This is a genomic window from Dokdonella koreensis DS-123 (assembly GCF_001632775.1).
GTDB lineage: Bacteria > Pseudomonadota > Gammaproteobacteria > Xanthomonadales > Rhodanobacteraceae > Dokdonella > Dokdonella koreensis.
In genome coordinates this window covers 3,580,011-3,606,476 of record NZ_CP015249.1, presented here as the reverse complement: position 1 = coordinate 3,606,476, position 26,466 = coordinate 3,580,011, and the positions used below count along the sequence as shown (strand labels likewise).

The window sequence follows — 26,466 nt, the reverse complement described above, 5'->3', positions numbered from 1 at the left end:
AGTCCCGGCGCCTCGGCACGGCCGGCGATCAGGCGCTCACCAGGCCGTGCCGCATCGCGATCAGCGCGATCTCGGCCTGGTTCGACGCGCCGAGCTTCTGCTTGATGTTGTACAGGTGTGTGCCGACCGTACGCGGCGAGAGGTTCAGCATCTCGGCGATGCGGTTGACCGAGTGGCCGTGCGACAGGTGCAGGAAGACCTCGTACTCGCGCTCGCTGAGCCGTTCCACCGGGCTCTGGTCGGCCTGGGCGCCTTGCAGCGCCATGCGCTGGGCCAGCTGCGCGTCGACGTAGCGCCGGCCCGCCGCGACCGAGCGGATCGCCTCGATCAGCGCTTCGGGCGCGCTGCGCTTGCACAGGTAGCCGAGCGCGCCGATCTTGAGCATGTGCCGCGCATGGCTGGGGTCCTCGTGGGCCGACAGCGCCAGCACGCGCGCGCCCGGATCACGGGCCAGGATGCGGCTGGTGGCTTCCAGGCCGGATACGCCGGTCATCGCGATGTCCATGACGACGACGTCGACCGGATCGTCCTGGTAGGCGCGGTAGGCGGCTTCGCCGCTGTCGGCCTCGGCGACCACGGCCAGGTCGTCGGTGGCGTCGAGCAGCAGGCGGAACCCCATCCGTACGACGGCGTGATCGTCGGCCAGCAGGATGCGGATGGTCTTGCTCATCGGCTGGGATTTCCTTCGTGGAGCGGGATACGGACTTCGATCGTGCTGCCGGCGCCGGGGCGGCTGGCGATCTGCAACTGGCCGCCCAGGGTCTCGACGCGCTCGCGCATGCCGCGCAGGCCGAAACGGCCGCTCTGCTCGGGCGCCTCGGGCATGCCGATGCCGTCGTCGGCCACGTCGATCGCCAGGCTGCCCGCGGTCACCGCGAGGTTCACGCGGATGCGGGTCGCACGGGCATGGCGCACGGCGTTGCTGAGCGCCTCCTGGACGATCCGGTAGGCCCCGATCCGCACCGCGTCGCCGGGCTCGCCGGGCAGCGGCGCCAGCGCCGCCTCGAAGCGGATGCCGGTGGTGCGCAGCCGCCAGTCGTCGACCAGGTCGGCCACCGCCTCCACCAGGCCCAGGCTGTCCAGCGCCAGCGGCCGCAGCCGCGGAATCATCGCGTGCATGCTGTCGTAGAGCTGGTTGGACGTCGCCGTCAGCGCCTGCACCGCATTGCGCATCGCCCCGTCGCCGGCCGCCCGCTGGGCGATGGCCAGCGCCAGGCTGCGGATCGCCGTCACCTGCTGGCCGAGTTCGTCGTGCAGCTCGCGCGCCAGCGCCCGGCGCTCCTCCTCGATGCGCGCATGCAGGGCGCGGGTCAGTTCCTGCTGCATGTCGAGCCGGGCGGCCGCCTCGGCGGCTTCCCGGCGTGCCGCCAGGCTGTTCTCGATCGCCTCGGCCATGTGATTGAACGCGGCTCCCATCGCGCCGGCCTCGCGCCCGCGCAGCGGCGGCAGGCGCGTGTGGAAGGCGCCTTGCTCCATCTCGCGCAGGCCCCGCAGGATGCGCTCGAACGGCGCCAGCGCACGGCCGACGACCGCGTAGACGACCAGGTTGGCCAGCGCGAACAGCATCAGCGCCACGCCGAGCAGGCGCTTCATGTCGTCCCAGCCGTCGAGCACCGCGCGCGACGCGTCGGAACGCACCACCAGGCGCCCGCCGCGGCCGACGTCGATGCTGCGGGTCTGCGGCGTCGGCTGGACCAGGTGGGCGAACCAGCCGGGCGCCGAGCGGCCGGCCTTGTAGGTCGGCTCCGGCGAGCGGTAGATCGCCTGGCCGCCGGTGTCGTAGAGCGCGATGTCGTTGGAGCGCACGCGGCCGAGCCCGCGCAGGTACTCGGCGATGTCGTCCAGGCCGTCCTGACTGCCGACCAGGATCAGGCGCGACAGCAGCTGCTGCGCGATCCGGCTCGACGCGGTGATCTCCTCGCCGACGCTGCGCCGCGTGTCGCCGACGGACAGGTACACCATCGTCCCCACCAGCCCGAGGCTGAGCGCGGCGACCAGCAGGTGCAGCTTGGCGCGCAGGCTCATGCCGGCATCCAGCCGCTGAAGTCGCCGGTGCCGGCGAACGCGTCCAGCGCGCCCACGAAGGCCGTCGCCATGGCCGGCGCGAACGGATCGTGGCCACCGCCCGCCACCAGGGCGAGCCGGCTGCCGGCGACGCTGCGGTGCAGGCGCCAGGCGGCGAGCGGCCGGCACACGCGGTCCTCGCGGCCGTGCACGATCGCCATCGGAATCCCGTGCAGGCCGGCTGCGTGGCCGAGCAGGGTGCGTTCGCCGAGGAAACACCGGCGCGCGAGATAGTGGATCTGGACGCGATAGCGATCGACCAGGGTCGCCAGCAGGTCGGCAGACAGCGCAGGCCCGGCCTGCGGCGCGGCCGGGTCGAGCAGGCGATGTTCGTAGAGCGACCAGGCATACGCCGTGCGGACCACCGCATCGGCATCGCCGCGCGCGAAGACGCGCGCGCAGGCATCGAGCAGGTTGCGCCGGTGCCGGCGAGGAAAATGGGCGGCGAAGCGCTCCCAATCGTCGGGCGCGAGCGCACGGACACCGTGGAAGAACCAGTCCGTATCGGCGCGGCCGGTCAGGAACACACCGCGCAGCAGCAGGCCGGCGACGCGTTCGCGATGGTGCCCCGCATAGGCGAGCGCCAGCGCCGAGCCCCAGGAGCCGCCGACGACCAGCCAGCGATCGATGCCGAGGTGTTCGCGCAGGCGCTCGATGTCCTCGACCAGGTGCGCGGTGGTGTTGTGCCGCGTATCGCCACGCGGCGTGCTGCGACCGCAGCCACGCTGGTCGAACAGCACCGCGCGGTAGCGCTGCGGATCGAAGAAGCGCCGCTGCCGCGGGCTGCAGCCGCTGCCGGGACCGCCGTGCAGGAAGACCGCCGGTACGCCGTCCACGCGCCCCACCTGCTCGTAGTGCAGCGTGTGGCCGTCGCCGGTGGCGAGCAGGCCCTGGTCGAACGGATCGATGGCGGCATGGAGCATGCCCGGATTCTATGCCGGGAACCGGCCGGCACCGGTGCTCCGGTGCGATACGGTCCCGGCGCCCGGCAGCGTTCATGAAAATCATGAGGCGCGTCGCGCGCTTTCGCGCAGGAATGCTGCAGCGCGATGCTCCGAGACTGCCCGGGCAGCCGCTGTCCGGCTGCCCGGGGCGCACAGCCGGCCCGGTCCGCAACCGGAGAACGACGATGAAATGGGAAACGCCGCAGGCCAGCGATCATCGCTATGGCTTCGAAGTGACGATGTACATCGCCAACCGCTGAGCGGGACCGTTCCTTCCGCCGCGTGGCGGCGGAAGGAACGCCCGTCACACGATGAAGCTGCGCATCCTCGGTTCCGCCGCCGGCGGTGGGTTTCCGCAATGGAACTGCAACTGCCGCAATTGCCACGGCCTGCGCACCGGCACGGTGCGGGCGACCGCGCGGACGCAGTCGTCGATCGCCGTCAGCGGCAACGGCCGGGACTGGCTGCTGGTCAACGCCTCGCCCGACATCCTGGCCCAGCTTCGCGCCAACCCGCCGCTGCAGCCGGCGCGGTCGCTGCGCGATACCGGCATCGCCGCGGTCGTGCTGATGGACGGCCAGGTCGATCATGTCACCGGCCTGGCGATGCTGCGCGAGCACCGCCGGCCGCTGCCGGTGTGGTGCACCGACGCAGTCGCCGCGGACCTGCGCCTGGGCTATCCGTTGTTCGAGGTGCTCGGTCATTTCTGCGGGGTCGAGCAGCGCTCGATTCCGCTGGATGGCAGCCGCTTCGCCATCCCCGGCGTCGACGGCCTGACGCTCGCCGCCGTGCCGGTGGCCAGCAAGGCGGCACCGTATTCGCCGCATCGCGATGCGCCCGAGCCCGGTGACAACATCGGCCTGACGTTCGTCGACGACGCGGGGCGATCGGTGTTCTACGCCCCCGGGCTGGCCGCGATCGAGCCGCGCACCTGGGACGCGATGTGCCGTGCCGATGTCGTCATCGTCGACGGCACGTTCTGGCGCGACGAGGAGATGATCGACCTCGGCATCTCGACCCGGCGCGCGCGCGCGATCGGTCATCTGCCGCAAGCCGGGGCCGACGGCATGATCGCCTGGCTGGACCGGTTGCCGGCGACGACGCGCAAGCTGCTGATCCACGTCAACAACACCAATCCGATCCTCGACGAGGACAGCGCCGAGCGCGCCGAGCTCGCGCGCCACGGCATCGCCGTCGCCGAGGACAACCAGGAGCTCGTCCCATGAATGCGGCCATCCCGTTGCCGGCAGCCCCGTGGACGCCCGCCGAGTTCGAGCGGCAGCTGCGCGCGCAGGGGGCGGCGTATCACATCCATCATCCGTTCAACGTCATGTTGAACGGCGGGCGGGCCCGTCCCGAGCAGGTGCGCGGCTGGGTCGCCAACCGCTACGCCTACCAGGTCGCGATCCCGATCAAGGACGCGGCGGTGCTGTCGAACTGCCCCGATCGCGCGGTGCGCCGCGCCTGGATCCAGCGCGTGCTCGATCACGATGGTCACGCCGACGACCCGGGCGGCATCGAGGCCTGGCTGCGGCTGGCCGAGGCGGTCGGCCTGACCCGTGAGGAAGTCGAGGACCAGCGGCACGTCGTGCCCGGCGTGCGCTTCGCGGTCGATGCCTATGTCCACTTCGCCCGCCGCCGGCCCTGGCAGGAAGCGGTCTGCGCATCGCTGACCGAGCTGTTCGCGCCGGCGATCCACCGCCAGCGCCTGGCCGGCTGGCCCGAGCACTATCCGTGGATCGACCCGGCCGGGCTGCAGTACTTCCGCAACCGTGTCGGCCAGGCACGCCGCGACGTCGAGCAAGGGCTGGCGGTGACGCTCGATCACTTCCGCAGCGTCGAGCAGCAGCAGCGCGCGCTCGCCGTGCTGCGCTTCAAGCTCGACGTGCTGTGGGCGATGAACGACGCCATGGCCGTGCGCTACGGGGTGACCGCGTGAGCACGCCGGACGATGCGCCGATGCCGCGGATCACGCGCCACTACCGATTGCAGTGGGAGGCGGTCCAGGACTGCCACGTCCTGCTGTATCCGGAGGGCATGGTCAAGCTCAACCGCAGCGCCGCCGAGATCCTGCTTCGCTGCGACGGCACGCGTACGGTCGCCGCGATCGTCGCCGAGCTCGAGCAGGCGTTCGACACCGGCGGCCTCCGGTCCGAGGTCGAGGATTTCCTCGGCCACGCCCGGCATCAGCGCTGGATCGACGCCTGATGGCGACGCCCGGCCCTCCGTTGTGGCTGCTGGCGGAGCTGACCTACCGCTGCCCGCTGCATTGCGCGTTCTGCTACAACCCGATCGACTTCGCCGACGGCAAGCAGGAGCTGTCCACCGAGGAGTGGCTGCGCGTGCTGCGCGAGGCGCGCGCACTCGGCTCGGTGCAGTGCGGCTTCTCCGGTGGCGAACCGATGCTGCGCGCCGACCTGGAACGGCTGGTCGGGGAGGCGCATCGGCTGGGCTACTACACCAACCTGCTGACGTCGGGCGTCGGCCTGGACGAGCGCCGCATGGCCGCCTTGCGCACGAGCGGCCTGGACCACATCCAGCTGTCGTTCCAGGATTCCACGCGCGAGGTCAACGATTTCCTGTCCTCCACGCGCACGTTCGACCTGAAGCGCAAGGTGGCCGCCTCGATCAAGCGGCACGGCTACCCGATGGTGCTCAACGTCGTCATCCATCGGCTCAACATCGACCATGTCGACCGCATCATCGCGATGGCCGTGGAGCTGGGGGCGGAGTACCTGGAACTGGCCAACGCGCAGTACTACGCCTGGGCCCATCGCAACCGCGAGCACCTGCTGCCGTCACGCGAGCAGCTGCAGCGGGCCGACGCCGTGGTCGAGGACTGGCGCCGCCGCAGCGGCGAGGCGATGCGGATCTACCACGTCGTCCCGGACTACTACGAAGCACGGCCCAAGCGCTGCATGAACGGCTGGGGCAGCGTCTTCCTCACCGTCACGCCCGACGGCACCGCGCTGCCCTGTCACACGGCACGCATGCTGCCGGGCCTGGCATTCCCGAACGTCCGTGACGGCAGCCTGCGCGAGATCTGGTACGCATCCGAAGGCTTCAACCGCTACCGCGGTGACGGCTGGATGAAGGAGCCGTGCCGCAGCTGCCCGGAGAAGACGCTGGACCTCGGCGGTTGCCGCTGCCAGGCCTATCTGCTGGCCGGCGACCCGGCGGCGGCCGATCCGGTCTGCACGCGCTCGCCCGAGCGGGCCCGTGTCGACGCCGCGATCGAGCGCGCGCAGCAGCCGGATGACGGCCGCCCGCCGTCGCAGCCGCTGGTGTTCCGTACGCCGAAGGCGTCGCGCGCGCTTGCTGGGGGATAGACGGGCGGTCGGCACCGGCAAGCGCTTGCGGTCGCGCAGGCGGGCCGGAGCTTGCGGCCATCCACCGCGCTCCGCGGCCGCCGGTGTCCTCGTGTGCGTTTGCGGGATTGCCTTGGCGCGCCGGCCCGGTTGTAATCGGCGACGCGCGCGGGAACCGTTCCCGCGCCCGACACAAGGAAAGTCTCCGATGCGCCTTCCGGTCCTGCTGTCCGTCCTGTTTCTGGCCGTCCCAGCCGCCTCGTTCGCCGAGGAGGCTCCTCCACCGATTCCGATTGGCGATTTCGTCAAGCGTCCCGAGGTCGAGCAACTGCAGCTCTCGCCGACCGGCAAGTACCTGGCGATGACGGTGCCGCTCGAGGACGGGCGAACCGGGCTCTACATCGTCGATCGCGAGACGATCAAGCCGTCGGCTTCGATTCTCGCATCGGGCAACAACGTCATCGATCGCTTCTGGTGGGCGAACAACGACCGCGTCGTCGCCACGCTGGCCCAGAAGTTCGGTGGCGTCGACAAACCCCAGCCGACCGGCGAGCTGTTCGCGATCGATGCCGACGGCAAGAATTCCAAGCAGATCTTCGGCTACCGCAGCATCGGCGAGGAGACCGGCTCGCGCATCCGCAAGGGCGGTGACCAGCGCTACGCGTCGGCTGAGCCGTTGAGCCGGATTCCCGACAAGGACAAGCGCATCCTGATCGGCGTGTACGAGTGGAAGCAGGGCGGTGAACCGGCGGTGCCGATGATCGAGCTGCTGGACATCTATACGGGTAAGTCCTCGATCGTCGGAAAGGGCCCCGCACCGGGCGCCGAGCTGATTCTCGACCACACCAACGAAGCGCGCGTCGCCAAGGCCCGCGGCAAGGACAACAACCTCGTCTTCTATGTGCGTGCCGGTCGCGGCTCGGACTGGACCGTCTTCAACGACTCCAAGGAGTCGGACGTGGTCATGGATCCGTTGATGTTCACGCGCGACAACCGCAGTGTCTACGTCCAGGTGTCGGAGGATGCGGGCCCGGACGGCCTGTACCGGATCGACCTGGAGACGCGCCAGAAGACCCTGGTCTACCGTGGTGCGGCCGATCCCGGAGCACTGCTGATCACGGCCGACGGCCAGGATGCCTATGCGGTGCTGACCCAGGAAGGCAAGACCGGTGTCCACGTCTTCGACACGGCCTCCCCGGAAGGACGCATGACGCGCGCCCTGGCGGCCAGCTTCCCCGGGCAGACCGCCTTCTTCACCAACTTCACGCGCGACGGGCGCTATGGCCTCGTCAACGTGTCCAGCGATCGCAATCCTGGCGACTTCTATTTCTTCGACCTCGAACAGAAGAAAGCCGACTACCTGGTCAGCCGCCGCCGCTGGATCGAGCCGGATCAGCTCGCCGAGATGCGGCCGATCGAACTCAAGGCCAGTGACGGCGTGGCGTTGCACGGCTACCTGACGCTGCCGAAGGGAACGAGCGGCAAGAACCTGCCGCTGGTGGTCAATCCGCACGGCGGCCCGCATGGCGTGCGCGACGTCTGGGGCTACAGTCCCGAAGTGCAGCTGTTGGCCAGCCGCGGCTATGCGGTGCTGCAGGTCAACTTCCGCGGCTCGGGCGGCTACGGCTACGATTTCGGCACGTCCGGCTATCGCCAGTGGGGCATGCGCATGCAGGACGACGTTACCGACGCGACACGCTGGGCGATTTCCGAAGGCTATGCCGATCCCAAGCGCATCTGCATCTACGGTGCGAGCTACGGTGGCTATGCCGCGCTGATGGGCGCCATCCGCGAGCCCGACCTGTATCGCTGCACGATCGGCTACGTCGGCGTCTACAACCTGGCGATGATGCACGAGCGCGGGGACATCCCCAATTCGCTCTACGGCCGCAACTACCTGCGCATGGCGGTTGGCGACAATCGCGAGGACATGCTGAAGCGCTCGCCGGCCAGTAATGTCGACAAGCTCAAGGCAGCCGTGATGCTGGTCCACGGCGGCAAGGACGAGCGCGTGCCGATCGCGCAGGCCCAGACGCTGCGCAAGGCGCTCGACGGACGCGGCTACAAGTACGAGTGGCTGGTCAAGGACGGCGAAGGCCACGGCTTCTATCTGGCCGAGAACCAGACCGAGTTCTACACCAAGCTGCTGGCATTCCTCGACAGCAACATCGGGCCGCGGGCCGCCACGGCGCCGGCTGCGGCGCCCTAGAAACGAAACGGGCGCGGCTCTCGCCGCGCCCGTACTCACGCTTTCGGTGGCCGGGCGACGCGGGGCCGCCCGTGCCGCTCAGTTGGCCTTGTGGATCGCGCGCTTGTCGACCGCGAGCGCGGCTTCGTGCACCGCCTCGGACAGGGTCGGGTGCGCGTGGACGATGCGCGCCATGTCCTCGGCGCTGCCCTTGAACTCCATCGCGACCACGCATTCGGCGACCAGCTCGGACACGTTGGCACCGACCAGGTGCACGCCGAGGATGCGGTCGGTCTCGGCGTGGGCGATCATCTTGACGAAGCCGGCCGGCTCGTTCATCGCGACTGCACGGCCGATCGCCGCGAACGGGAAGCTGCCGGTCTTGTAGGGCACGCCCTCGTCCTTGAGCTGCTTCTCGGTCTTGCCGACCCAGGCCACTTCCGGCTCGGTGTAGATGACCCACGGAATGGTGTCGAGATTGACGTGGCCCGGCTTGCCGGCGATCAGCTCGGCGACCATGATGCCTTCCTCGAAGCCCTTGTGCGCGAGCATCGGACCGCGCACGCAGTCGCCGACGGCCCAGACGCCCTCGGCGCCGGTCCAGCAGTGCTCGTCGACGAGGACACGGCCGCGCTCGTCCAGCTTGACGCCGGTGTCGTCGCCCAGGACGCCGTCGGTGTACGCGCGGCGGCCGACCGCGACCAGCAGGCGGTCGACCACGAGCTGCTTCTCGCCATCCTTGCCGGCGTAGGTGAGGTGCACTTCCTTGCCCTTGACCTCGGCCTTGGACAGCTTGGCGCCGAGCTCGATCTTGAGCCCCTGCTTGGCCAGCTCCTTGAGCGCCGTCTTGGCGACGTCGGCGTCGGCGGCGGCCAGGAAATCGGGCAGGGCCTCGATCACCGTCACGTCGCTGCCCAGGCGGTTCCAGACGCTGCCCAGCTCCAGGCCGATGACGCCCGCGCCGATCACGCCCAGCCGCTTGGGCGTGGCGTCGAAGTCGAGCGCGCCGGCGTTGTCGACGATGTACTTGCCGTCGAACTTGGCGAACGGCAGCTCGATCGGCGCCGAGCCGGTCGCGATGACGACGTTCGTCCCGCCGAGGACCTGCGTGCTGCCGTCCTGGGCCGTGATTTCGACCTGGCGGTCCTTGAGCAGCCGGCCCTTGCCGGCGAACGGCTTGATCTTGTTGGCCTTGAACAGCATGTTCACGCCGCCGGTGAACTGCTTGACGATCTTGTCCTTGCGGCCGACCATTTTCGCCACGTCGATCGCGGCGTCCTTGGTGCTGATGCCGTGCGCCTCGAAGGCGTGCGTCAGGTTGTGGAACTGCTTGGACGAGTCGAGCAGGGCCTTGGACGGAATGCAGCCGACGTTGAGGCAGGTGCCGCCGAGCGCCGGCTTGCCGTCCTTGCCGATGAAGTCGTCGATGCAGGCGACCGAAAGGCCGAGCTGGGCTGCGCGGATCGCGGCGTGGTAGCCGGCCGGCCCGGCGCCGATGACGATGACGTCGAAGTGTTCGCTCATGGGAGTTCCTCTGAAGGCTGGGCCCGCTCCGGACTCAGCTGGCGGCGATGTGCCGAAGGTTCAATGCGCGCCGGCGCGAAAACCGGCGCGTGGCATCCGGGAATGCGGCGGGGGCGACGATCGCCGTCCCGCCGCGCGCGAACCGGTCAGATCCCGACCAGCATGCGGTTGGGATTCTCCAGCTGGTTCTTGATGTCGACCAGGAACAGCACGGCGTCCTTGCCGTCGATGATGCGGTGGTCGTAGCTGATCGCGACGTACATCATCGGCGCGGCGACCACCTGGCCGTTCTCGACGATCGCGCGCTCCTTGATCGCGTGCATGCCGAGGATGGCGCTCTGCGGCGGATTGACGATCGGCGTCGAGAACAGCGAGCCGAACGTGCCGCCGTTGGTGATCGTGAACGTGCCGCCCTGCAGGTCGTCCAGCGTCAGGCCGCCTTCGCGGGCCTTCTTGGCGTAGCCGATGATCGCCTTCTCGATGTCGGCGAAGCTCATGGCCTGCGCATCGCGCAGGACCGGCGTGACCAGGCCCTTGTCGGTCGATACCGCGATCGAGATGTCCTGGTAGCCGTGGTAGATGACGTCGTTGCCGTCGACCGAGGCGTTGACGATCGGATGGCGCTTGAGCGCCTCGGCGGCGGCCTTGACGAAGAAGCTCATGAAGCCGAGCTTGACGCCGTTGGTCTTCTCGAACTGCTCGCCCAGTTCCTTGCGCAGCGCGGCGACCTTGGCCAGGTTGATCTCGTTGAACGAGGTCAGCATCGCGATCGAGTTCTTCGACAGCATCAGCCGCTCGGCGATCTTGGCGCGCATGCGCGTCATCGGCACGCGCTCTTCCGGCCGGGCGCCGGGCGTGGGCGCAGGGGTGGCGGTGGCGGTGGCGGCCGGCGCGGCGGCCGGCGCCTTGGCGTAGCCGACCAGGTCTTCCTTGGTGACGCGGCCGTCGCGGCCGGTGCCGGTGACCTTGGACGGGTCGATGTTCTCTTCGGTGGCGACGCGGCGGCCGGCGGGCGACAGCTCGTCCACGCCCTTGGCCGGCGCTGCGGCCTTTGCCGGCTCGGACTTGGCCTCGGACTTGGCTTCGCTCTTGGCCGGCTTGTCGTCCTTGGCCGGCGCGGCGGCGGCGCCCTCAATGACGATGCCGAGCACTTCGCCGCTGGTCACGGTTTCGCCGGTCTGCTTGAGGATCTCCTTGAGCACGCCGTCGGCGGTGGCCGGCACTTCGAGGACGACCTTGTCGGTCTCCAGGTCGACGAGATTCTCGTCGCGCTTGACGGCATCGCCCGGCTTCTTGTGCCAGGTCGCGATGGTCGCGTCGGACACGGATTCGGGAAGGACCGGTACTTTGACTTCAAGGCTCATGACGTGCGTCCTGGGGGCGTGCGATGGGTGAGGGGCGATGGGTCGGTCTTCGGGAGGAGCGTGGGGTCCGGATCATTCCAGGCCGTAGTCGTTGCCGAGCGGCGCGACCAGGGCCTGTTCGACCAGGGCCGCCTGCTCGACGACGTGGGTGGCCAGATGGCCGGCCGCCGGTGCCGGCGAGCGCGGCCGGCCGGCGTAGGCGACCGCGATCTTCGGATCGAGGATCGCCTGGAAGTGATGCTTGATCTGATACCAGGCGCCCTGGTTCATCGGCTCTTCCTGGCACCAGACCACTTCCTTGAGCCCGGGGTACTTGGCCAGCTCGGCCGACACCTCCGGGCGCGGGAACGGGTACAGCTGTTCCACGCGCAGGATCGCCACGTCGGCGACGCCGCGCTTGGTCGCTTCCTCGACCAGGTCGTAGTAGACCTTGCCGGAGCACAACACGGCGCGCTTGACCTTCTTGGCGGTCTTGGCGGTGCTGTCCGGGATCACCAGCTGGAAGCTGCCGTTGGCCAGGTCGTCGAGCGTCGATACCGCGAGCTTGTGGCGCAGCAGCGACTTGGGCGTCATCACGATCAGCGGCTTGCGGCACGAGCGCAGCATCTGCCGCCGCAGCATGTGGAACATCTGCGCCGGCGTGGTCGGCACGCAGACCTGCATGTTCTCCAGCGCGCACAGCTGCAGGTAGCGCTCCAGCCGCGCGGAGGAGTGTTCCGGGCCCTGGCCCTCGTAGCCGTGCGGCAGCAGCAGCACGATGCCGCACAGGCGGCCCCACTTGGCCTCGCCGGACGAGATGAACTGGTCGATGACGACCTGCGCGCCGTTGGCGAAGTCGCCGAACTGCGCTTCCCAGATCACCAGCGTCTCCGGCTCGGCCGTCGCGAAGCCGTACTCGAACGCCATCACCGCTTCTTCGCTGAGCAGCGAGTCGATGATCTCGACCGAGTCGTCGTCGCGCAGCGTGTCGATCGGCGTGTAGCGCTTGCCGGTCTTCTGGTCGTGCAGCACCGCGTGGCGGTGGAAGAACGTGCCGCGTCCGGCGTCCTGTCCGACCAGGCGCATGTCGTTGCCGTCGGCGACGATCGCCGCGTAGGCGAGGTTCTCGGCGAAGCCCCAGTCCAGCGGCAGCTCGCCCTTGGCCATCTTGGCGCGGTCCTCGTAGATCTTGGCGACGCGCGGGTGCAGCGTCATGCCCTCGGGCAGGCGCAGGATCTGGTCGCAGAGCGTGGCCATCGCCTTCTTGCTGACACCGGTCACGACGGTCTGAGTGAGGTCGCCGGCCAGGTGCTTGGACCAGTCCACCGCGAAGGCGTCGTAGTAGTCCGAGTCGACGCCGGCGATCGGCTTGCCTTCCTCCAGCCGCTTGCGATAGCCGTCGACGACCGCCTGCACGCTCTCGTCGGTCATCACGCTCTGCTCGACCAGCTTGCGGCCGTAGAGCTCGCGCAGCGTCGGGCGCTTGCGGATCACCTGGTACATCAGCGGCTGGGTGGCGGCCGGTTCGTCGGCCTCGTTGTGGCCGTGGCGGCGGTAGCAGACCAGGTCGATGACGACGTCGCGCTTGAACTTCTGCCGGTAGTCGTAGGCCAGGCGCGCCACGAACAGCACCGCTTCCGGATCGTCGCCGTTGACGTGGAACACCGGCGCATTGACCATCTTGGCGACGTCGGTGCAGTACAGCGTCGAGCGCGCGTCGTGCGGGTTGGAGATCGTGAAGCCGACCTGGTTGTTGATGACGATGTGGATCGTGCCGCCGACCTTGAAGCCGTCGGCCTGCGACATGTTGAACAGCTCCATGACGACGCCCTGGCCCGCGAAGGCGGCGTCGCCGTGGATCAGGACCGGCACGACCTGCTCGCGGCTGGTGTCGCCGCGGTGGGTCTGGCGGGCGCGGACGGAGCCGGCGACCACCGGATCGACGATCTCCAGGTGCGAGGGATTGAACGCCAGCGCCAGGTGCACGGTGCGGCCCGGCGTCTTGACGTTGGCGCTGAAGCCCATGTGGTACTTGACGTCGCCGGAGTGGGCCGGGTCGTCCGGATGGTCGAAGCGGCCCTCGAACTCGTCGAACAGCTTGTTCGGCGGCTTGCCGAGAATGTTGACCAGGACATTGAGGCGGCCGCGGTGGGCCATGCCGATGACCATGTCCTTCATGCCGTCGCCGCCGCCGCGGCGGACCAGCTCGTCCAGCAGCGGGATCAGGCTGTCGCCGCCTTCCAGCGAGAAGCGCTTCTGGCCCACGTACTTGGTGTGCAGGTAGCGCTCCAGGCCGTCGGCCTGGACCAGCTTCTCGAGGAGGTGCTTCTTCTCGTCGGTGGAGAGCGCGAAGCGGCCGCCGACGCGCTCGAGCTGCTCGTGCACCCAGCGCCGCTGCTCGGAGTCGGAGATGTGCATGAACTCCGCGCCGATGCTGCCGGCGTAGGTCGACTTCAGCAGGGCGACCAGCTGGCGCAGCTTCAGCCGCTGCGGGCCGGCGACCGAGCTGGTCTCGAACTCGGTGTCGAGGTCGGCCTCGGTCAGGCCGTGGAAGGTGTAGTCCAGGTCCGGTGCCGACGGGCGCGGTACCAGGCCGAGCGATTCGAGCTCGACGCCGGAATAGGTGCCGGCGAGGTCGAGCGGGTCGAGCTTGGCGGCCAGGTGGCCGCGCGAGCGATAGGCGGTGACCAAGCGCAGCACGCCGGCCTGCTTCTGCGACAGCCCGTCGGTCCGCGGCGCCGCGGTGGCGGCACCGGCGGCGCGCGGCGCGGCCTTCTGCGCCAGTTCGATGCGGGCGATCGCGTCCGAATGCGGGGTGTCGCCGGCGGCCCGGCCCTTGAGTCCGTCGAAGTACTGCCGCCAGGCCGGGGCCACGGTGGCCGGATCGCGCAGCCAGGCTTCGTAGAGGTCTTCGATGAAGGCCGCGTTGCCGCCGGAGAGGGCGGACGTGGATGCAAACTGCTGGAAAATGCTGGCGGTCACGCGTGACACCGTGATGGGGTTGGCTGGACGGGCGTGGAGTCGGTGTGGGGGCTGAACCGGGCTTGGCAAGGCTCGCCGCCTGAAACCTTGGGATTATAGCGCCACCGTCGCGAATGCTGCATCGCGAAATGCCATGGGGCCGGTCCGCGGATCGCGGGGGCGACGGAGGCGCCTGCGTGGACCCGGTGGCGTGAACCGACGGCAGATCGGGCCGATCCGCCGCGGATCCATGCAGATGCCGGACGATCGCCGATCCTAATGCCGGCAGCGCGGCGCGTGCCGCGCGAGGCGGCCCTGGCAGGGCGGGGCCGGAGATCCGGCATGGGCCGGCCGGTGGAGCGCGGGGCTGCGGCCGCTCGTCGGTCCGGGTCGGTGGCGGCCTTCGTCACGGGCGGACCGGTTCGGCGGGGGCGGACGAGGCGTGGACCTGCCGTGGTGTCCCGGCCGGCTAGTCGAAATCGCCGTGGGTGCCGGTCAGCTCGCGCACGCCGCTGTCACCGTCGCCGAAGCCGTCGCCTTCCTCGGCCGCCGCCGCGGGCGCGGACCCGTCGCCGTCGCGCTGGGCGCTGCGCTGGGCACCCTTTTCCCACCGGTTCCGGATCGGATTGGCCGCTTCGGCCGCTTCCAGCGCGGCGATCAGTTCGTGCTTGGCCGTGTCGCCGAGTTCGGTCCAGTGGCAATCGGCCAGGGCACCGGCCATCGAGTAGAGCAGGTTCAGGCTGGGCCGGAAGCCGGCGCGCTTGGTCTTGAGGAAGGCTTCGACGGGACCGATCCGCTGCAGGTCTTCGAGCGTGCGCACGCCGACCTGGCGCAGCCAGGCGGCGGATTTCGGACCGACGTTGCGGATTTTCTCATTGGCCATGGTGTCCTCAGCGGGTTGGGCCGGGCGGTCAGCCGCGCAGCGATTCGACGAAGATCCGGCACAGGTTCTCCATGCCGTCCTGGTCGGTGGCGTCGAAGCGGGCCGGCTGGGGGCTGTCCACGTCCCATACGCCCAGCAGGCGGCCGTCGGCGAACAGCGGCACGACGATTTCCGAACGCGAGGCCGCGTCGCAGGCGATGTGCCCCGGAAACGCATGCACGTCGTCGATCCGCTGGGTCGCGCCGGTGGACGCCGCGGTGCCGCACACGCCCTTGCCGAGGCCGATCCGCACGCAGGCCGGCTTGCCCTGGAACGGACCGACGACCAGCTCGCGACCGTCGAAGAAATAGAAGCCGCACCAGTTGATGGCGGGCAGGGCGTGCCAGACGAGAGCGGCGAAGTTGGCGGCGTTGGCGATCCGGTCGGTCTCGCCGTGCAGCAGTCCGCGCGCCTGGGTGGCGAGGTCGGCGTACTGCTCGGCCTTGGTGCCGGACAGGGAGCGGGCTGCGAACATCGAAGACGAAGCCGTTGCGTGGAAGAGGGGAGTGTACGCGGATCGAGCGGCCCCTTGCTAAGCTTCGCCGATGCCCCCGCCTCCGACCTCGACGACGACCGGCCTGCACGCGATCGCCGCGCCCGGCCGCGCTGCGCACTCCACGCGGCTGGAGGCCTTCGTCGATGCGGCGTTCGCGTTCGCGCTGACGCTGCTGGTGATCTCGGTCGACACGATCCCGGAAAGCATCGCCGACCTGGCACGGGCGCTCAAGGACGTGCCGGCGTTCGCGCTGAGCTTCGCCGTGATCGCGATGTTCTGGTACCAGCACGTGCGTTGGAGCCGGCGCTACGGCACCGATGGGCTGCCCGCCACGCTGCTCAGCCTCGCGCTGGTCTTCCTGGTCCTGGTCTACGTCTATCCGCTCAAGATCCTGTTCTCGAGCTTCATGGCCGCCGTGTCCGGCGGCTGGCTGCCGTCCAGCACGCGCATCGGCACGCTCGACGACCTGGTCGTGGTCTACCTGGTCTATGGCCTGGGCTGGTCGGCGATGTGGCTGTGCATCACCGGCCTTTACCTGACGGTTCGCCGTCGCGGAGCGGCATCGCGCGAGGAGGCTGGCGATGTCGCCGGCGCCATCGCCGTCGGTGCCGTGGCGATCGGTACCGGCGTCATCTCGATCGCGCTGGCGCTGCTGTTGCCGCTGCACCCGACGTATGCGTGGATCCACGGCTTGCCGGGCCTGGCCTATGTGCTGATGAATCTCGCCTGGCCGCTGTCCCGGCGGGCCGCGCGTCGCGCGGAGGACGGTTGATGCGCTGGCGCGCGCGCGGCGCCGGCGCCCCGTCCCGCGACGAGGACGGATTCTTCCACCGGGGAGCCGAGGTCACCCGCATCGAGGCCTTCGTCGACGCCGCGTTCGCGTTCGCGATCACGTTGATGGTCATCTCGATCGACCAGATACCCGACAGCATCGGCGCGCTCCGGCAGGCGCTGAAGGCGATTCCCTCCTATGCGGCGAGCTTCCTGCTGATCGCGCTGTTCTGGCGCGGCCATGCGGACTGGAGCCGCCGCTACGGGCTGGACGACCGCATCAGCCAGCGCCTGAGCCTGCTGCTGGTGTTCCTGGTGCTGATCTTCATCTATCCGCTGCGGATGGTCTTCGACGCATTGTTCAGCTGGATCAGCGGTGGCTGGCTGCCGACCACGTTCACGCTGGAAGGCGTCTCGGACCTGCGGCTGATGTTCGCGGTGTTCGCGCTGGCGTTCGGCTCGATGGGGCTGGCCAGCGGCCTGCTCTATCTCCACGCGTGGCGCCGGCGCGAGGCGATCGGGCTGGATGCGCTGGAGCGTGACCTGACCCGGCACGCGATGCTGCGCTGGGCGATCATCCCGCTGTTCTCGCTCGCCTCGCTGGCACTGGCCCTCTGGATGCCGGTGATTCCCGGAATGCCCTGGACGGCGGCGTTGCCGGGCTGCATCTTCTTCGGCCTGCATGGCGTGCAGATCCTGATGCCGATCCAGCAGCGGCGCATCCTGGCGCGGCACGGGCTGGGGAAACGATGAACGCCTGCTATCTCACCGGCACCGACACCGGCATCGGCAAGACCGTCGCCAGCGTGGCGCTGCTGAACACGCTGCGCGGGCATGGCCACCGCGCCGTCGGCATGAAGCCGGTCGCCAGCGGCTGCGATCGGACCGCGGCGGGCCTGCGCAACGCCGATGCCGAGGCACTGCTGGCCGCGAGCCGGCCGCAGCCGGCCTATGCCGACGTCAATCCGTACGCGTTCGAGGCGCCGATCGCGCCGCACCTGGCGGCCCTGGATGCCGGGACGCCGATCGTCCTCGCGCCGATCGATGCGGCGTTCCGCCGGCTGGCCGGCCAGGCCGACCGCGTCGTGGTCGAAGGCGTCGGCGGCTGGATGGCGCCGCTGTCGGAGACCCTGATGCAGGCCGATCTCGCCCGCGCGCTGGCGCTGCCGGTGGTGCTGGTCGTCGGCATGCGCCTGGGCTGCATCAACCACGCCCTGCTGACGGCGCGCGCGATCACGGCGGACGGCTGTCGATTGGCCGGGTGGATCGCGAACCGGATCGACCCGGCGATGGAGCGCGCAGACGACAACATCGCCAGCCTGACCGGGCGTCTTCCGGCGCCGCTGCTGGGCGTGCTCGACCGCCTCGATGCACCTGGCCCTCCGGCGATGCTCGACCCGGGATTCCTGCGATGACGCGCGAGGGCCTGCGGCGCGGGCTGCCGTGGATGCTGGCACTGGTCGGCTTCCTCGTCGACCTGCTGCTCTACTGGCCGGGCCAGATGTCGTTCGATTCGGCCTATGCCTGGTGGCAGGCGCGCGGCGAGACCGTCACCAATGTCGCCTCGCCGACCCTGATCGCGCTGTGGCGGCTGTGCGACGTCTTCTTCGAAGGCCCGGGGCCGATCTTCGCGATCCACCTGGCGATGTTCTGGTCCGGTCTGGCGCTGCTCGCCGGCGCGCAGCGCAGCGGCTGGCGCTGGGTGCTGTTCGCGTGCGCCGCCGTGCCGATCGTGCTGATGCTGCGCGGCCACGTCTGGACCGATGTCGGCATGTTCAGCGCGCTGCTGCTGGCCTGCGGCCTGCTCGCGCAGGCCCGCGCCAGCGGCCGGCGCGGCGGCCTGCTGGTCGTCCTGCCGGCCCTGTTCTATGCGCTGGGCATGCGGCACAACGCGATCCTCGCGGTCGCACCGCTGGCGGTGGCCTGGAGCTGGCTGCTGCTGCCGCAGGCGCCGGCGCTGTATCGGGTCGGACTGGCGGTGCCGGTGCTGGCCGCGCTGATGGGCATCGTCGCGGCCATCAACGGCCGCAGCCAGACGCAGGTGCCGTTGTGGCCGATCCTCGCGCAGGGCGACCTGGCTGCGCTGTCGATCGCCCGCGGCGAGGTCCTGCTGCCGGCCTTCAGCGTCGGCCCCACGCTCGATGTCGCCGAGCTGGCCGAGGTCTCGCGCCCGTGGAGCGTGACGGCGATGCTGCAGAACAACCGCAGCGGTATCCGCGACCCGCTCGGCGCCTGGACCGATGCCGAGTACGACGCGCTGCGCAGCGCCTGGCTGGCGGCGATCCGGGCCGATCCCGGCACCTACCTGGCCCACCGCTGGCGCGTCACGCGCGCGTTGTTCGGCACCCAGGCGCGCGACTGGCCGCCGACCCTGGTCTACGTCGACGCACAGGTCGCCTATCGCGACAATCCGCCGGTCGCGCCCAACGCGGGCCGCGCCCATCGCCGCCTGATGGACTGGATCGAGGCCTGGCGGCCGACGCCGCTGTTGGCACCGTGGCCGTACCTCGCCATCGGACTGGCGCTGGCGCCCGTGGCCTGGTGCCGCCGCCGGACGGCGGCCGGCGGGCTGGCCTGCGCGCTGCTGGTCAGCGCGGGGCTCTATGCGCTGCCCTACCCGGTGCTGGCTCCTGCGGCCGAGTCGCGCTATCTCGGGTGGAGCTGCCTGGCGTCGGTGCTGGCCGCGGTATTGGCGCTGGCCGCCGGCGGTCATCGACACCTCGAAGGCCGCGGCCCGGCCGGGTGAGTGCATACTTTCACGATGCGCAAGGCGCCGGCACGCCGGCGGCGGATGCGTGACCAAAACGACGACGGAGTAGCCCGATGCCCCATCCCCAGAAGTTCTATCTTTCGGTCGGCGAACTGGCTGCCGCGCGCGGCGAGGTCGACCAGCTCTCGTTCCACGGCGTGTCGCCCGAGAGCTTCGCCGCGACGCTGCAGGCGGCGCTGCGCGAGCCGACGCTGTGGCAGCGCTGGCGGGCGATGCAGCCCGATCCGGACGAGGTCGATCCGGCCACGGGCGCCAGCGATCCGGAGGCCACGGTCACGGCCACGCAGACCAACATGCACTGCGACGTCGAGGTCGTGACGCGGCTGCCGCATGCGATCCTGCGGCATCGGCTGGACCTGCTGGTCGGCCATCACTGGCGGCTGCACGACGTCAGCAAGGCCTGATCCGCGGGCATCGGGCGCCGGGCGGCGCGAAGGCCGGCAGTCCCGCGGCGACGGCCGATCCCCATCGAGCCCGCCGGAGGTGCCATTCGCGCCCTGCGTGGTGCGGTCCGTCCCGGTACCGCTTGCCCTCGACGCCTCCACGCACGTCCACTCTCCGGCCCCTGCCGGCCGGAGAACCCGTGCGCTATCCCTACCTGACCCAGGCGCAAGCCCTGGTGCTGCTGCGCGCCACCCTCGCGCTGCTGTTCATGGCGCATGCCGTGGTGCGCCTGGTGAACGGCAGCGTGCCGCAGTTCGCGGCCTTCCTCCAGAACGCGGGCTTCCCGGCCGCCACCGGCCTGGTGCTGGCGATATCGGCCTACGAGATCGGCGCCGGCCTGCTGATCGCGGCCGGCATCGGTGTCCGCTGGCTTTCCGGCGGGCTGTTCTTCATCGTGCTGATGGGCATCGTCCTGATCCACGCCCGCCTGGGCTGGTTCGTCGGCGAGCACGGCACCGGCGGTGTGGAATACAGCCTGGCGCTGATGGCCGCCCTGCTGGTGATCGCGGCCGCCGACCGCGAGGCGTCGTAGTCGAGGTACCGTTCCTCAACGGGCCTGCACGCAGCCGTCCAGCCAGACGACGTGACTGAACTGGTCATAGCGCGAGAACGTGCCGGTCAGCGCGACGCGATCGCCCTCGCGCAGCGACAGCGTATAGGCGGTCTGGCTCTTGGCCATCAGGCAGCTGACGTTGACCTTGAACTTCGGATCCAGCGGTCCCGGTGAAAACTTCAGTTCGGGGATCGAGAAGCCGACGTTGTAGTCGTCGCCGTCCTCCATGATGAAGGCGGCGCGGCCGGTCAGCGTGTAGCGGCGGTCCTTTTAGCGGACATTGATGGTCGACTGGTTCTCGTTGGCCTGACGCGCGATCTGCTGCGAGAAGATGAAGGCGTCCATGCGGTCGGGTTCGGCGGTCTGCGCGGCGGCGGCCATGCGGCGCGCGGTCTCGTCGCCGGCTGCGCCGGGCCGCACCTGGGTGAGCAGTGCGCAGATCTCGCGGCGGACGTCGTCGGCCTTGGCCAGCGCACCGCGCGACAGCTTGACCTCCATCGTGACGTGGGTGACGCCGTTTTCCACCGCGGCCCCGAGGATCATCGGGATCGGCTTGTGCATCGCGGTCTCCGGCTCCTCGATCAGCAAGCTGCCATTGGCGGGGTCGGACGAGAGCACGGCCATCTTCTTCGCCAGCGCGATCGCGCCGAGTTGCTCGATCGCGCTCTGGACCGTCAGGTCGGCCAGGGCGATCGAGGATCGGTAGGTGGTACCGGTGAGCGGGTTGCCCTTCTTGCTGAAGTTCGTCTCGCAGGCGTCGGCGAACGCGTTCGTCGACCAGGCGGCGATCGACAGGCACAGGGCGGTAGCGGCTCGCATGTCACGGATCCTCGGAAAGCCGGAAGGCGGCGGCCGAGGAAACCGTTGCGGAGACCGTCGGTTCAACCGCTACGGGATGAACGCCGCCCGGCTGTGGACCAATGGCACCGGCGCACGGCGCCGGCGACACCGGGGAACCGCTCAGCCGGCGAATGCGGCGGGCGACGACAGCCCGAAGGTCCGGCGGACGTGTTCGCGGTAGCTGCGACCCGAAGTCAGTACCTGGCCAGCGGCGAGCTGCAGCCGGAAACGCCCGGAAGGCAGCGGCTCGATCCCGGCGACCGCCGTGATGCGGACCAGGGCCGAGCGATGCACGCGCGCGAAGCGTGCGGGGTCGAGCTCTTGCTGCACGACCGTCAGCGGCTTGCGCAGCACGAAGCAGCGGGTGCCGACGCGGATCTCGACATAGTTGGCCTGGGCCAGCACGCAGTCGATCGCGTCCACATCGACGAGCTGGACGCGGCGTCCGATCGGCAGCGCCAGCCGCGGTGGATAGGTGGCCGGGGCAGGCGCGGCCGCGATGCGCTCGCGGACCCGCCGGAGCGCCGCCGACAGGCGCTCCGGTGCCACCGGCTTGATCAGGTAGTCGGCCGCCGCGATCTCGAAGGCCTGGACCGCGTGCTCGGCGTGGGCAGTCACGAAGATGACCTGGGGGCGCGGTGGCGGCAGGCCGGCCATTGCCGCGAAGCCGTCCATCTCCGGCATCTGGATGTCGACGAAGACGACATCGGCCGGCGCGTCGTGCCACGCGGCCAGCAGCGCCGGGCCGCTGTCGTATTCGTGCACGGTGGCGCCGGCTTCGTGCATCGCCAGCAGCCGGCGCAATCGCGCCCGCGCCAGCGGCTCGTCGTCGACGACGGCGATGCGCAGGGCTTTCATGCCGGCCGCAGCAGGGTGGTGCGGGTGGCGACGGGCGGAACGCCGGCGACACGCAGCGGCAGGTCGATCCGCACCGTCGAGCACAGGCCGTCGCGGGTCTGCAGGTCCAGCGTCCAGTCTTCCCCGTACAGGCAATGCAGCCGGCTGCGCACGGTGTCCAGCCCGATACCGGTGCCGCCGCTGGCCGCGGGGACGGCGGCCGCTGCGCCTTCGTCGCGGACTTCGATCCGCAACCGTGGCGGGAACGGCCGGATGTCCACCTGCAGCGTGCCGGGGCCGCGCCGCCGGGCGATGCCGTGCACGATGGCGTTCTCCGCCAGCGGCTGCAGCATCAGCGCCGGTACGCGCGCGTCGAGGCAGGCCGGCTGGACCTCGATGCGCACGTCGAGCCGGTCGCCGAAGCGGAGCTGCTCGATGGCCAGGTAGTGCCGGAGCAGGACCAGCTCCTCCTCGACCCTGACCTCGTGGCCCGACGGATGGGCGAGGCTGCGGCGCAGCAGGGCGGAGAGCGCGACCAGCATGCCGTCGGCCGCATCGGCATCCCGGTGGATCAGCTCGGCGATCGAGTTGAGCGCGTTGAACAGGAAGTGCGGATTGAGCTGGGCCGCCAGCGCGTCCAGGCGTGCCTGCGCCAGGCCCGCTTCGAGGCGCGAGATGCGCAGGCGGCTGGCGCGTGCATTGCGCGCGTAGATCCAGGCGTGGGCCACGCCCACGATCAGCCAGGCGAGCATGAAGTTGAAGCGCACGCTGTGGGACAGGATCTGCCCGAACGGCGGCGCCACGTCGTACCAGAAGCCGAACACGGGATTCAGCGCCCACACGTAGACCGCCCGCGCCGTCAGCACCGCCGCCACGGCCAGGACGGACGCGACGATGCCGGCACGCAGCCGGCCGCGTTCCAGCGGGAAGCGCTGCACGATCGCGACCAGGCCGACGGTCAGCGGCACCCAGCACAGGACCAGGCCGAACAGGCTGTGGAACAGCGCCTCGTTCCAGGCCACGCGCACGCCGGCGACGCGCTCCATGTTGACGAGCTGTTCGGCGAAGATCAGGCCGTAGACGAGCCAGGCGACCGAAGCCGCCAGCCAGGTTGCTGCCGCGTTGCGCATGCCCTGCAACGTAGACGAGCGCCCGGCGCGCTACAAGCCACGCAGGAACGCCGGACACCCGCCCGGTGCCGTCCGTCCCCGGCGTGCGGCGGCCGGTTCCGGCGATTCCGGCCGGCCGTCACAGCAGGGCCTGGCCGGCGCGGTAGTCTTGGGCGGCCCGCCCCGTGGACTGCCTCTCATGCCGCGCACCTGCTCGCTGCTTCTCGGTCTGGCGCTGTCGGTACCGGTGGCGGCCGTGGCCGGATGCCCGCCCGACCGGGTCTGCGCCGAGGACTTCCTGCGCCGCAACGATCCGCCGGACGGCCGCCTGCCGTTCCGCATCTATGTCCCGCCGGCCTGCCAGGCCGCGCGTGATTGCCCGCTGCTGCTGTTCCTGCACGGCCTCGGCGAGAGCGGCACCGACAACGCCGCCCAATTGGGCAATGCCGCCAACGGCGCGATGCAACTGGTCTATCCGGCGCGCCAGGCGGTGCAGCCGATGATCATGGTGGCGCCACAGTGCTGCCTCGGCGAAGGCGGCCAGTGGGGCGGCCAGAAGAACCGGCTGATCGACCTGCTGGAGCAGGTGCATGCGGAGTTCCCGTACGACACCGGGCGCATCTACCTGACCGGCCTGTCGATGGGCGGCGGCGGCGCGCTCGACCTGATCGGCACCTACAACGGCACGTTCGCGGCGATCGTCCCGGTATGCCCGCATACGGGCTACACGGCGGGCGATGCCGCCTGGGCGACGACGCCTTCGTGGTTCTTCCACGCCGTCGACGACGGCACCGCGATCGTTGCCCATTCGCGCAACCATGTCGCGGCACTGCGCGCGGCCGGCGGCGATCCCCGTTATACCGAGTTCGCCAGCGGCAACCACTGGATCTGGACGTACAGCTACGCCAGCGAGCGGCTCTTCCGCTGGTTGATCGGACAGCGGCTGGGCATGCCGGCAGCGGCCACCGAGCCGTTCGTGCGCATCACCGCGCCGACGGCCGGCCCGGTGTGGACCAGCGATACGCCGACGTTCGACGCGGCGGGCACCGCCGGCCCTGTGGCCGCGGCGATCGCATCGGTCCGCTGGTTCCTCGGTGGCCAGGACGGCACCGCCGCCGGCACGTCGGACTGGTCGGTGGCCGGTCTCGGCCCGGTCAGCGGCACCCAGGTGCTGCGCGTCCAGGCGCGCGGTGCCAGCGACGATGCCGGGCTCGGCGGCTGGACCGAGACGTCGGCATCGCTGCGGGTGACGGTCCCGGTGGCCGTCAACGTGGTGCCGCGCGTCTTCGTGCGCGGCGACGCGGTCGCGCGGGCCGGCGGGCGGCTGGACCTGCGCGCGCGCGTCATCGACGACGGCCTGCCGGCGCCGGGTGCGCTTGCGGTGAGCTGGACCGTCGAGCAGGCGCCGGCCGGCGCGGTGCTGGTGGTCGACGCGGCCGATACGCGGCATGCGGTGATCGACGCGGCCCCGCCGGGGCTCTATCGCGTCCGCGCCGACGCCAGCGACGGCGCCCTGGCGGGCAGCTTCGTCCGGCAGGTGCTGGTCCTGCCGTCCGGCACGCCGCCGCCGGTGGCGATCGCGATCAATGCCGGCGGCGGTGCCTACACGGCGGCCGACGGCAGCCCGTACCAGGCCGACCAGTACCACTACGGCAGCAGCGAGGCCTCCACGGCATCCGGCCCCGGCGCGATCTTCGGCAGTGACGACGATGCCCTCCATCACGACTACCGGATCAGCTACGGCACCTGGGGCTACCGGCTGCCGGTGGCCGAGGGCCGGTACTTCGTCGAACTGCATTTCGCCGAGACCTACAACCCCTGTAATACCGCCGCCTGCCGGGTGCAGGACGTCCGCCTGCAAGGCGTGCCGGTGCTCGAGCGCTTCAGTGCCTTCGCGCTCGCCGGCCAGCGCAGCGCACTGCGCTTCGGGTTCGTCACCGAGCCCGTCGATGGGCTGATCGAGATCGCGCTCGCGCGCAGCGGCGGCCAGGGCGAACGGTCGCGGCTGGACGCGATCCGCGTGCTGCGGCTGGATGGTCTGGACGAGCTCCTGTTCTCCGACGGCTTCGAGCCCTGAACGTGCCGACGCCACGCGCGGCGGATTGGCCCCGCGCGCGGCGCTGCGGAACGCGCGATCCCATTCTTTGCAACCGTGAACGGCGTGTACGCGGTGCCGCTGCGGCGGCATTGCTATAGTCCACGCAGCCCCGGCCTCGGGGTCCTGCACGGCGACCGCGATGAAGACGATGAACACGCCGTTCCTGCAGCGCGCGGTATTCCTGCTGCTGCTGTGCGCTGTGACGATCGCGTTCGGCCTGATCCTGCTGCCGTTCTTCGGCGCGGTGTTCTGGGCGGTGGTGCTGTCGATCCTGTTCGCGCCGCTGCACCGCCGCTTGCTGCGGCGCCTGCCAGGCCGGCCCAACCTCGCCGCTCTGCTGACGCTGTCGCTGTGCCTGTTGATCGCGATCCTGCCGCTGATGGCGATCACCGCCTCGCTGATCCAGGAGACCTCGCTGGTCTACCAGCGCGTGCAATCGGGCGAACTGAACTTCGGCACCTATCTGCAGCGCATCCTCGCGGCGCTGCCGGACTGGCTGACGCAGCCGCTCGACCGGATCGGTCTCGGCGACGTGGCGTCGCTGCAGGGCAAGCTCGGATCCGGTGCGGCCGAGGCCAGCCGTTTCATCGCGACCCACGCGATCAACATCGGCCAGAACACGTTCCAGTTCGTCATCGGCTTCGGCATCATGCTGTACCTGCTGTTCTTCCTGCTGCGCGACGGACGGATGCTGATCGCGCGCATCGTCGAGGCGATTCCGCTGGAGCCCGTGCACAAGCGCCAGCTGATCGCGCGGATGGCGACCGTCATGCGCGCCACGGTCAAGGGCAATGTCGTCGTCGCGATCGTGCAGGGCACGCTCGGTGGTCTGGCATTGTGGTTCCTCGGCATCCAGGGTGCGCTGCTGTGGGCCGTGCTGATGGCGTTCCTGTCGCTGTTGCCGGCGATCGGCGCCGGCCTGGTCTGGGCGCCGGTGGCGATCTATTTCCTGGCTACGGGCGACTGGGTCAAGGGTATCGGGCTCACCGCGTACGGCGTGCTGGTAATCGGCATGGTCGACAACGTGCTGCGGCCGATCCTGGTCGGCAAGGACACGCGCATGCCCGACTACGTGGTGCTGATCTCGACGATCGGCGGCATGGCGCTGATGGGCATCAACGGCTTCGTGATCGGGCCGATGATCGCCGCGCTGTTCATGGCGGTGTGGGGCATGTTCGTCGGCCGCGAGGACGAGACCGAAGCCGAGGCGATACCTGCCGCCGCCGTGCTCGCCGCGTCGCCGGCCGATCCCGGCGCTGCGCCCTGATCGCCGCTGCGACCTGCTCGGCTCGGC

The 26,466-nt window shown here is 70.2% G+C and carries 26 protein-coding genes; 14 read left to right on the top strand and 12 right to left on the bottom strand.

Features of this window, described 5'->3' with window-relative positions:
* Nucleotides 1-28: 28 nt before the first annotated feature.
* Genes I596_RS14725 through pip form a run of 3 tightly spaced genes read right to left on the bottom strand, consistent with a single transcriptional unit; the run spans nucleotide 29 to nucleotide 2,987 of the window.
* Nucleotides 29-670 (bottom strand): response regulator, encoded by a 642-nt coding sequence (locus tag I596_RS14725; protein WP_067649544.1) that lies wholly within the window; start codon nucleotides 668-670, stop codon nucleotides 29-31.
* On the bottom strand, nucleotides 667-2,025 hold the full coding sequence (locus I596_RS14720; protein ID WP_067649542.1) for an ATP-binding protein: 1,359 nt from the start codon (nucleotides 2,023-2,025) through the stop codon (nucleotides 667-669). Before I596_RS14720 ends, I596_RS14725 begins: the two co-directional genes overlap by 4 nt.
* Nucleotides 2,022-2,987: a prolyl aminopeptidase gene (pip, locus tag I596_RS14715; RefSeq protein ID WP_067649540.1), complete on the bottom strand. Its 966-nt coding sequence runs from the start codon at nucleotides 2,985-2,987 to the stop codon at nucleotides 2,022-2,024. Before pip ends, I596_RS14720 begins: the two co-directional genes overlap by 4 nt.
* A gap of 83 nt (nucleotides 2,988-3,070) precedes the next feature.
* Here pip and pqqA point away from each other — a divergent pair, with 83 nt between their 5' ends.
* The 6 genes from pqqA to I596_RS14690 all read left to right on the top strand — a co-directional run bounded on the left by pqqA (nucleotide 3,071) and on the right by I596_RS14690 (nucleotide 8,525).
* Nucleotides 3,071-3,268 carry a pyrroloquinoline quinone precursor peptide PqqA gene (pqqA, locus tag I596_RS18535; protein ID WP_190278921.1) on the top strand — a complete coding sequence of 66 codons (198 nt, stop codon included), beginning with the start codon at nucleotides 3,071-3,073 and terminating at the stop codon, nucleotides 3,266-3,268.
* 51 nt (nucleotides 3,269-3,319) lie between these two features.
* Nucleotides 3,320-4,234 carry a pyrroloquinoline quinone biosynthesis protein PqqB gene (gene pqqB, locus I596_RS14710; RefSeq protein WP_067649538.1) on the top strand — a complete coding sequence of 305 codons (915 nt, stop codon included), beginning with the start codon at nucleotides 3,320-3,322 and terminating at the stop codon, nucleotides 4,232-4,234.
* Complete coding sequence (gene pqqC / locus I596_RS14705) at nucleotides 4,231-4,947, top strand: pyrroloquinoline-quinone synthase PqqC (RefSeq protein ID WP_067649535.1); 717 nt, start codon at nucleotides 4,231-4,233, stop codon at nucleotides 4,945-4,947. Before pqqB ends, pqqC begins: the two co-directional genes overlap by 4 nt.
* The gene (gene pqqD, locus I596_RS14700) at nucleotides 4,944-5,216 is read left to right on the top strand and encodes a pyrroloquinoline quinone biosynthesis peptide chaperone PqqD (RefSeq protein ID WP_223303845.1); all 273 of its coding nucleotides are present in this window, start codon (nucleotides 4,944-4,946) and stop codon (nucleotides 5,214-5,216) included. Before pqqC ends, pqqD begins: the two co-directional genes overlap by 4 nt.
* Complete coding sequence (gene pqqE, locus I596_RS14695) at nucleotides 5,216-6,337, top strand: pyrroloquinoline quinone biosynthesis protein PqqE (protein ID WP_067649533.1); 1,122 nt, start codon at nucleotides 5,216-5,218, stop codon at nucleotides 6,335-6,337. Before pqqD ends, pqqE begins: the two co-directional genes overlap by 1 nt.
* Nucleotides 6,338-6,524: 187 nt before the next feature.
* Nucleotides 6,525-8,525 (top strand): S9 family peptidase, encoded by a 2,001-nt coding sequence (locus I596_RS14690; RefSeq protein WP_067649530.1) that lies wholly within the window; start codon nucleotides 6,525-6,527, stop codon nucleotides 8,523-8,525.
* Between the two features lie 78 nt (nucleotides 8,526-8,603).
* On the opposite strand, the gene lpdA is transcribed toward I596_RS14690, so the two are convergent.
* The 5 genes from lpdA to I596_RS14665 form a co-directional block, all read right to left on the bottom strand.
* Complete coding sequence (gene lpdA / locus I596_RS14685; RefSeq protein ID WP_067649527.1) at nucleotides 8,604-10,028, bottom strand: dihydrolipoyl dehydrogenase; 1,425 nt, start codon at nucleotides 10,026-10,028, stop codon at nucleotides 8,604-8,606.
* Nucleotides 10,029-10,174: 146 nt separating this feature from the next.
* Nucleotides 10,175-11,392, bottom strand: coding sequence for a 2-oxoglutarate dehydrogenase complex dihydrolipoyllysine-residue succinyltransferase (gene odhB / locus I596_RS14680; RefSeq protein ID WP_067649524.1), 1,218 nt, complete (start codon nucleotides 11,390-11,392; stop codon nucleotides 10,175-10,177).
* Between the two features lie 72 nt (nucleotides 11,393-11,464).
* Nucleotides 11,465-14,353: a 2-oxoglutarate dehydrogenase E1 component gene (locus I596_RS14675; RefSeq protein WP_067649521.1), complete on the bottom strand. Its 2,889-nt coding sequence runs from the start codon at nucleotides 14,351-14,353 to the stop codon at nucleotides 11,465-11,467.
* Nucleotides 14,354-14,801: 448 nt separating this feature from the next.
* Nucleotides 14,802-15,215: a TfoX/Sxy family protein gene (locus tag I596_RS14670; protein WP_067649518.1), complete on the bottom strand. Its 414-nt coding sequence runs from the start codon at nucleotides 15,213-15,215 to the stop codon at nucleotides 14,802-14,804.
* 28 nt (nucleotides 15,216-15,243) lie between these two features.
* A complete protein-coding gene (locus I596_RS14665; protein WP_067649515.1) occupies nucleotides 15,244-15,729 on the bottom strand; it encodes a GAF domain-containing protein in 486 nt (161 codons plus the stop codon).
* A gap of 70 nt (nucleotides 15,730-15,799) precedes the next feature.
* Here I596_RS14665 and I596_RS14660 point away from each other — a divergent pair, with 70 nt between their 5' ends.
* From I596_RS14660 to I596_RS14635, 6 genes are all read left to right on the top strand, one after another.
* Nucleotides 15,800-16,522, top strand: coding sequence for a TMEM175 family protein (locus tag I596_RS14660; RefSeq protein WP_083965615.1), 723 nt, complete (start codon nucleotides 15,800-15,802; stop codon nucleotides 16,520-16,522).
* Entirely contained in the window at nucleotides 16,522-17,274 is a 753-nt protein-coding gene (locus I596_RS14655; protein ID WP_067649512.1) for a TMEM175 family protein, read from the top strand. The genes I596_RS14660 and I596_RS14655 overlap by 1 nt, the downstream gene beginning before the upstream one ends.
* A complete protein-coding gene (gene bioD, locus I596_RS14650) occupies nucleotides 17,271-17,936 on the top strand; it encodes a dethiobiotin synthase (protein ID WP_067649509.1) in 666 nt (221 codons plus the stop codon). Before I596_RS14655 ends, bioD begins: the two co-directional genes overlap by 4 nt.
* On the top strand, nucleotides 17,933-19,267 hold the full coding sequence (locus I596_RS14645) for a hypothetical protein (protein ID WP_067649506.1): 1,335 nt from the start codon (nucleotides 17,933-17,935) through the stop codon (nucleotides 19,265-19,267). Before bioD ends, I596_RS14645 begins: the two co-directional genes overlap by 4 nt.
* A 77-nt stretch (nucleotides 19,268-19,344) precedes the next feature.
* Nucleotides 19,345-19,695, top strand: a complete 351-nt coding sequence (locus I596_RS14640; RefSeq protein ID WP_067649503.1) for a hypothetical protein — start codon at nucleotides 19,345-19,347, stop codon at nucleotides 19,693-19,695.
* Between the two features lie 179 nt (nucleotides 19,696-19,874).
* On the top strand, nucleotides 19,875-20,267 hold the full coding sequence (locus tag I596_RS14635; protein ID WP_067649500.1) for a DoxX family protein: 393 nt from the start codon (nucleotides 19,875-19,877) through the stop codon (nucleotides 20,265-20,267).
* A 15-nt stretch (nucleotides 20,268-20,282) separates the two neighbouring features.
* On the opposite strand, the gene I596_RS18175 is transcribed toward I596_RS14635, so the two are convergent.
* The 4 genes from I596_RS18175 to I596_RS14620 all read right to left on the bottom strand — a co-directional run bounded on the left by I596_RS18175 (nucleotide 20,283) and on the right by I596_RS14620 (nucleotide 23,095).
* Entirely contained in the window at nucleotides 20,283-20,516 is a 234-nt protein-coding gene (locus I596_RS18175; RefSeq protein WP_083965614.1) for a hypothetical protein, read from the bottom strand.
* 42 nt (nucleotides 20,517-20,558) lie between these two features.
* Nucleotides 20,559-21,107: a hypothetical protein gene (locus I596_RS14630; protein WP_083965613.1), complete on the bottom strand. Its 549-nt coding sequence runs from the start codon at nucleotides 21,105-21,107 to the stop codon at nucleotides 20,559-20,561.
* A 141-nt stretch (nucleotides 21,108-21,248) separates the two neighbouring features.
* Nucleotides 21,249-21,986, bottom strand: a complete 738-nt coding sequence (locus I596_RS14625) for a LytR/AlgR family response regulator transcription factor (RefSeq protein WP_067649497.1) — start codon at nucleotides 21,984-21,986, stop codon at nucleotides 21,249-21,251.
* Complete coding sequence (locus I596_RS14620) at nucleotides 21,983-23,095, bottom strand: sensor histidine kinase (protein ID WP_067649494.1); 1,113 nt, start codon at nucleotides 23,093-23,095, stop codon at nucleotides 21,983-21,985. The genes I596_RS14625 and I596_RS14620 overlap by 4 nt, the downstream gene beginning before the upstream one ends.
* Nucleotides 23,096-23,273: 178 nt before the next feature.
* Between I596_RS14620 and I596_RS14615 the strand changes: the two genes are divergently transcribed.
* Both I596_RS14615 and I596_RS14610 read left to right on the top strand, forming a co-directional pair.
* Entirely contained in the window at nucleotides 23,274-25,151 is a 1,878-nt protein-coding gene (locus I596_RS14615; protein ID WP_067649491.1) for a malectin domain-containing carbohydrate-binding protein, read from the top strand.
* Between the two features lie 160 nt (nucleotides 25,152-25,311).
* Nucleotides 25,312-26,439, top strand: coding sequence for an AI-2E family transporter (locus I596_RS14610; RefSeq protein ID WP_223303844.1), 1,128 nt, complete (start codon nucleotides 25,312-25,314; stop codon nucleotides 26,437-26,439).
* Nucleotides 26,440-26,466 lie beyond the last annotated feature (27 nt).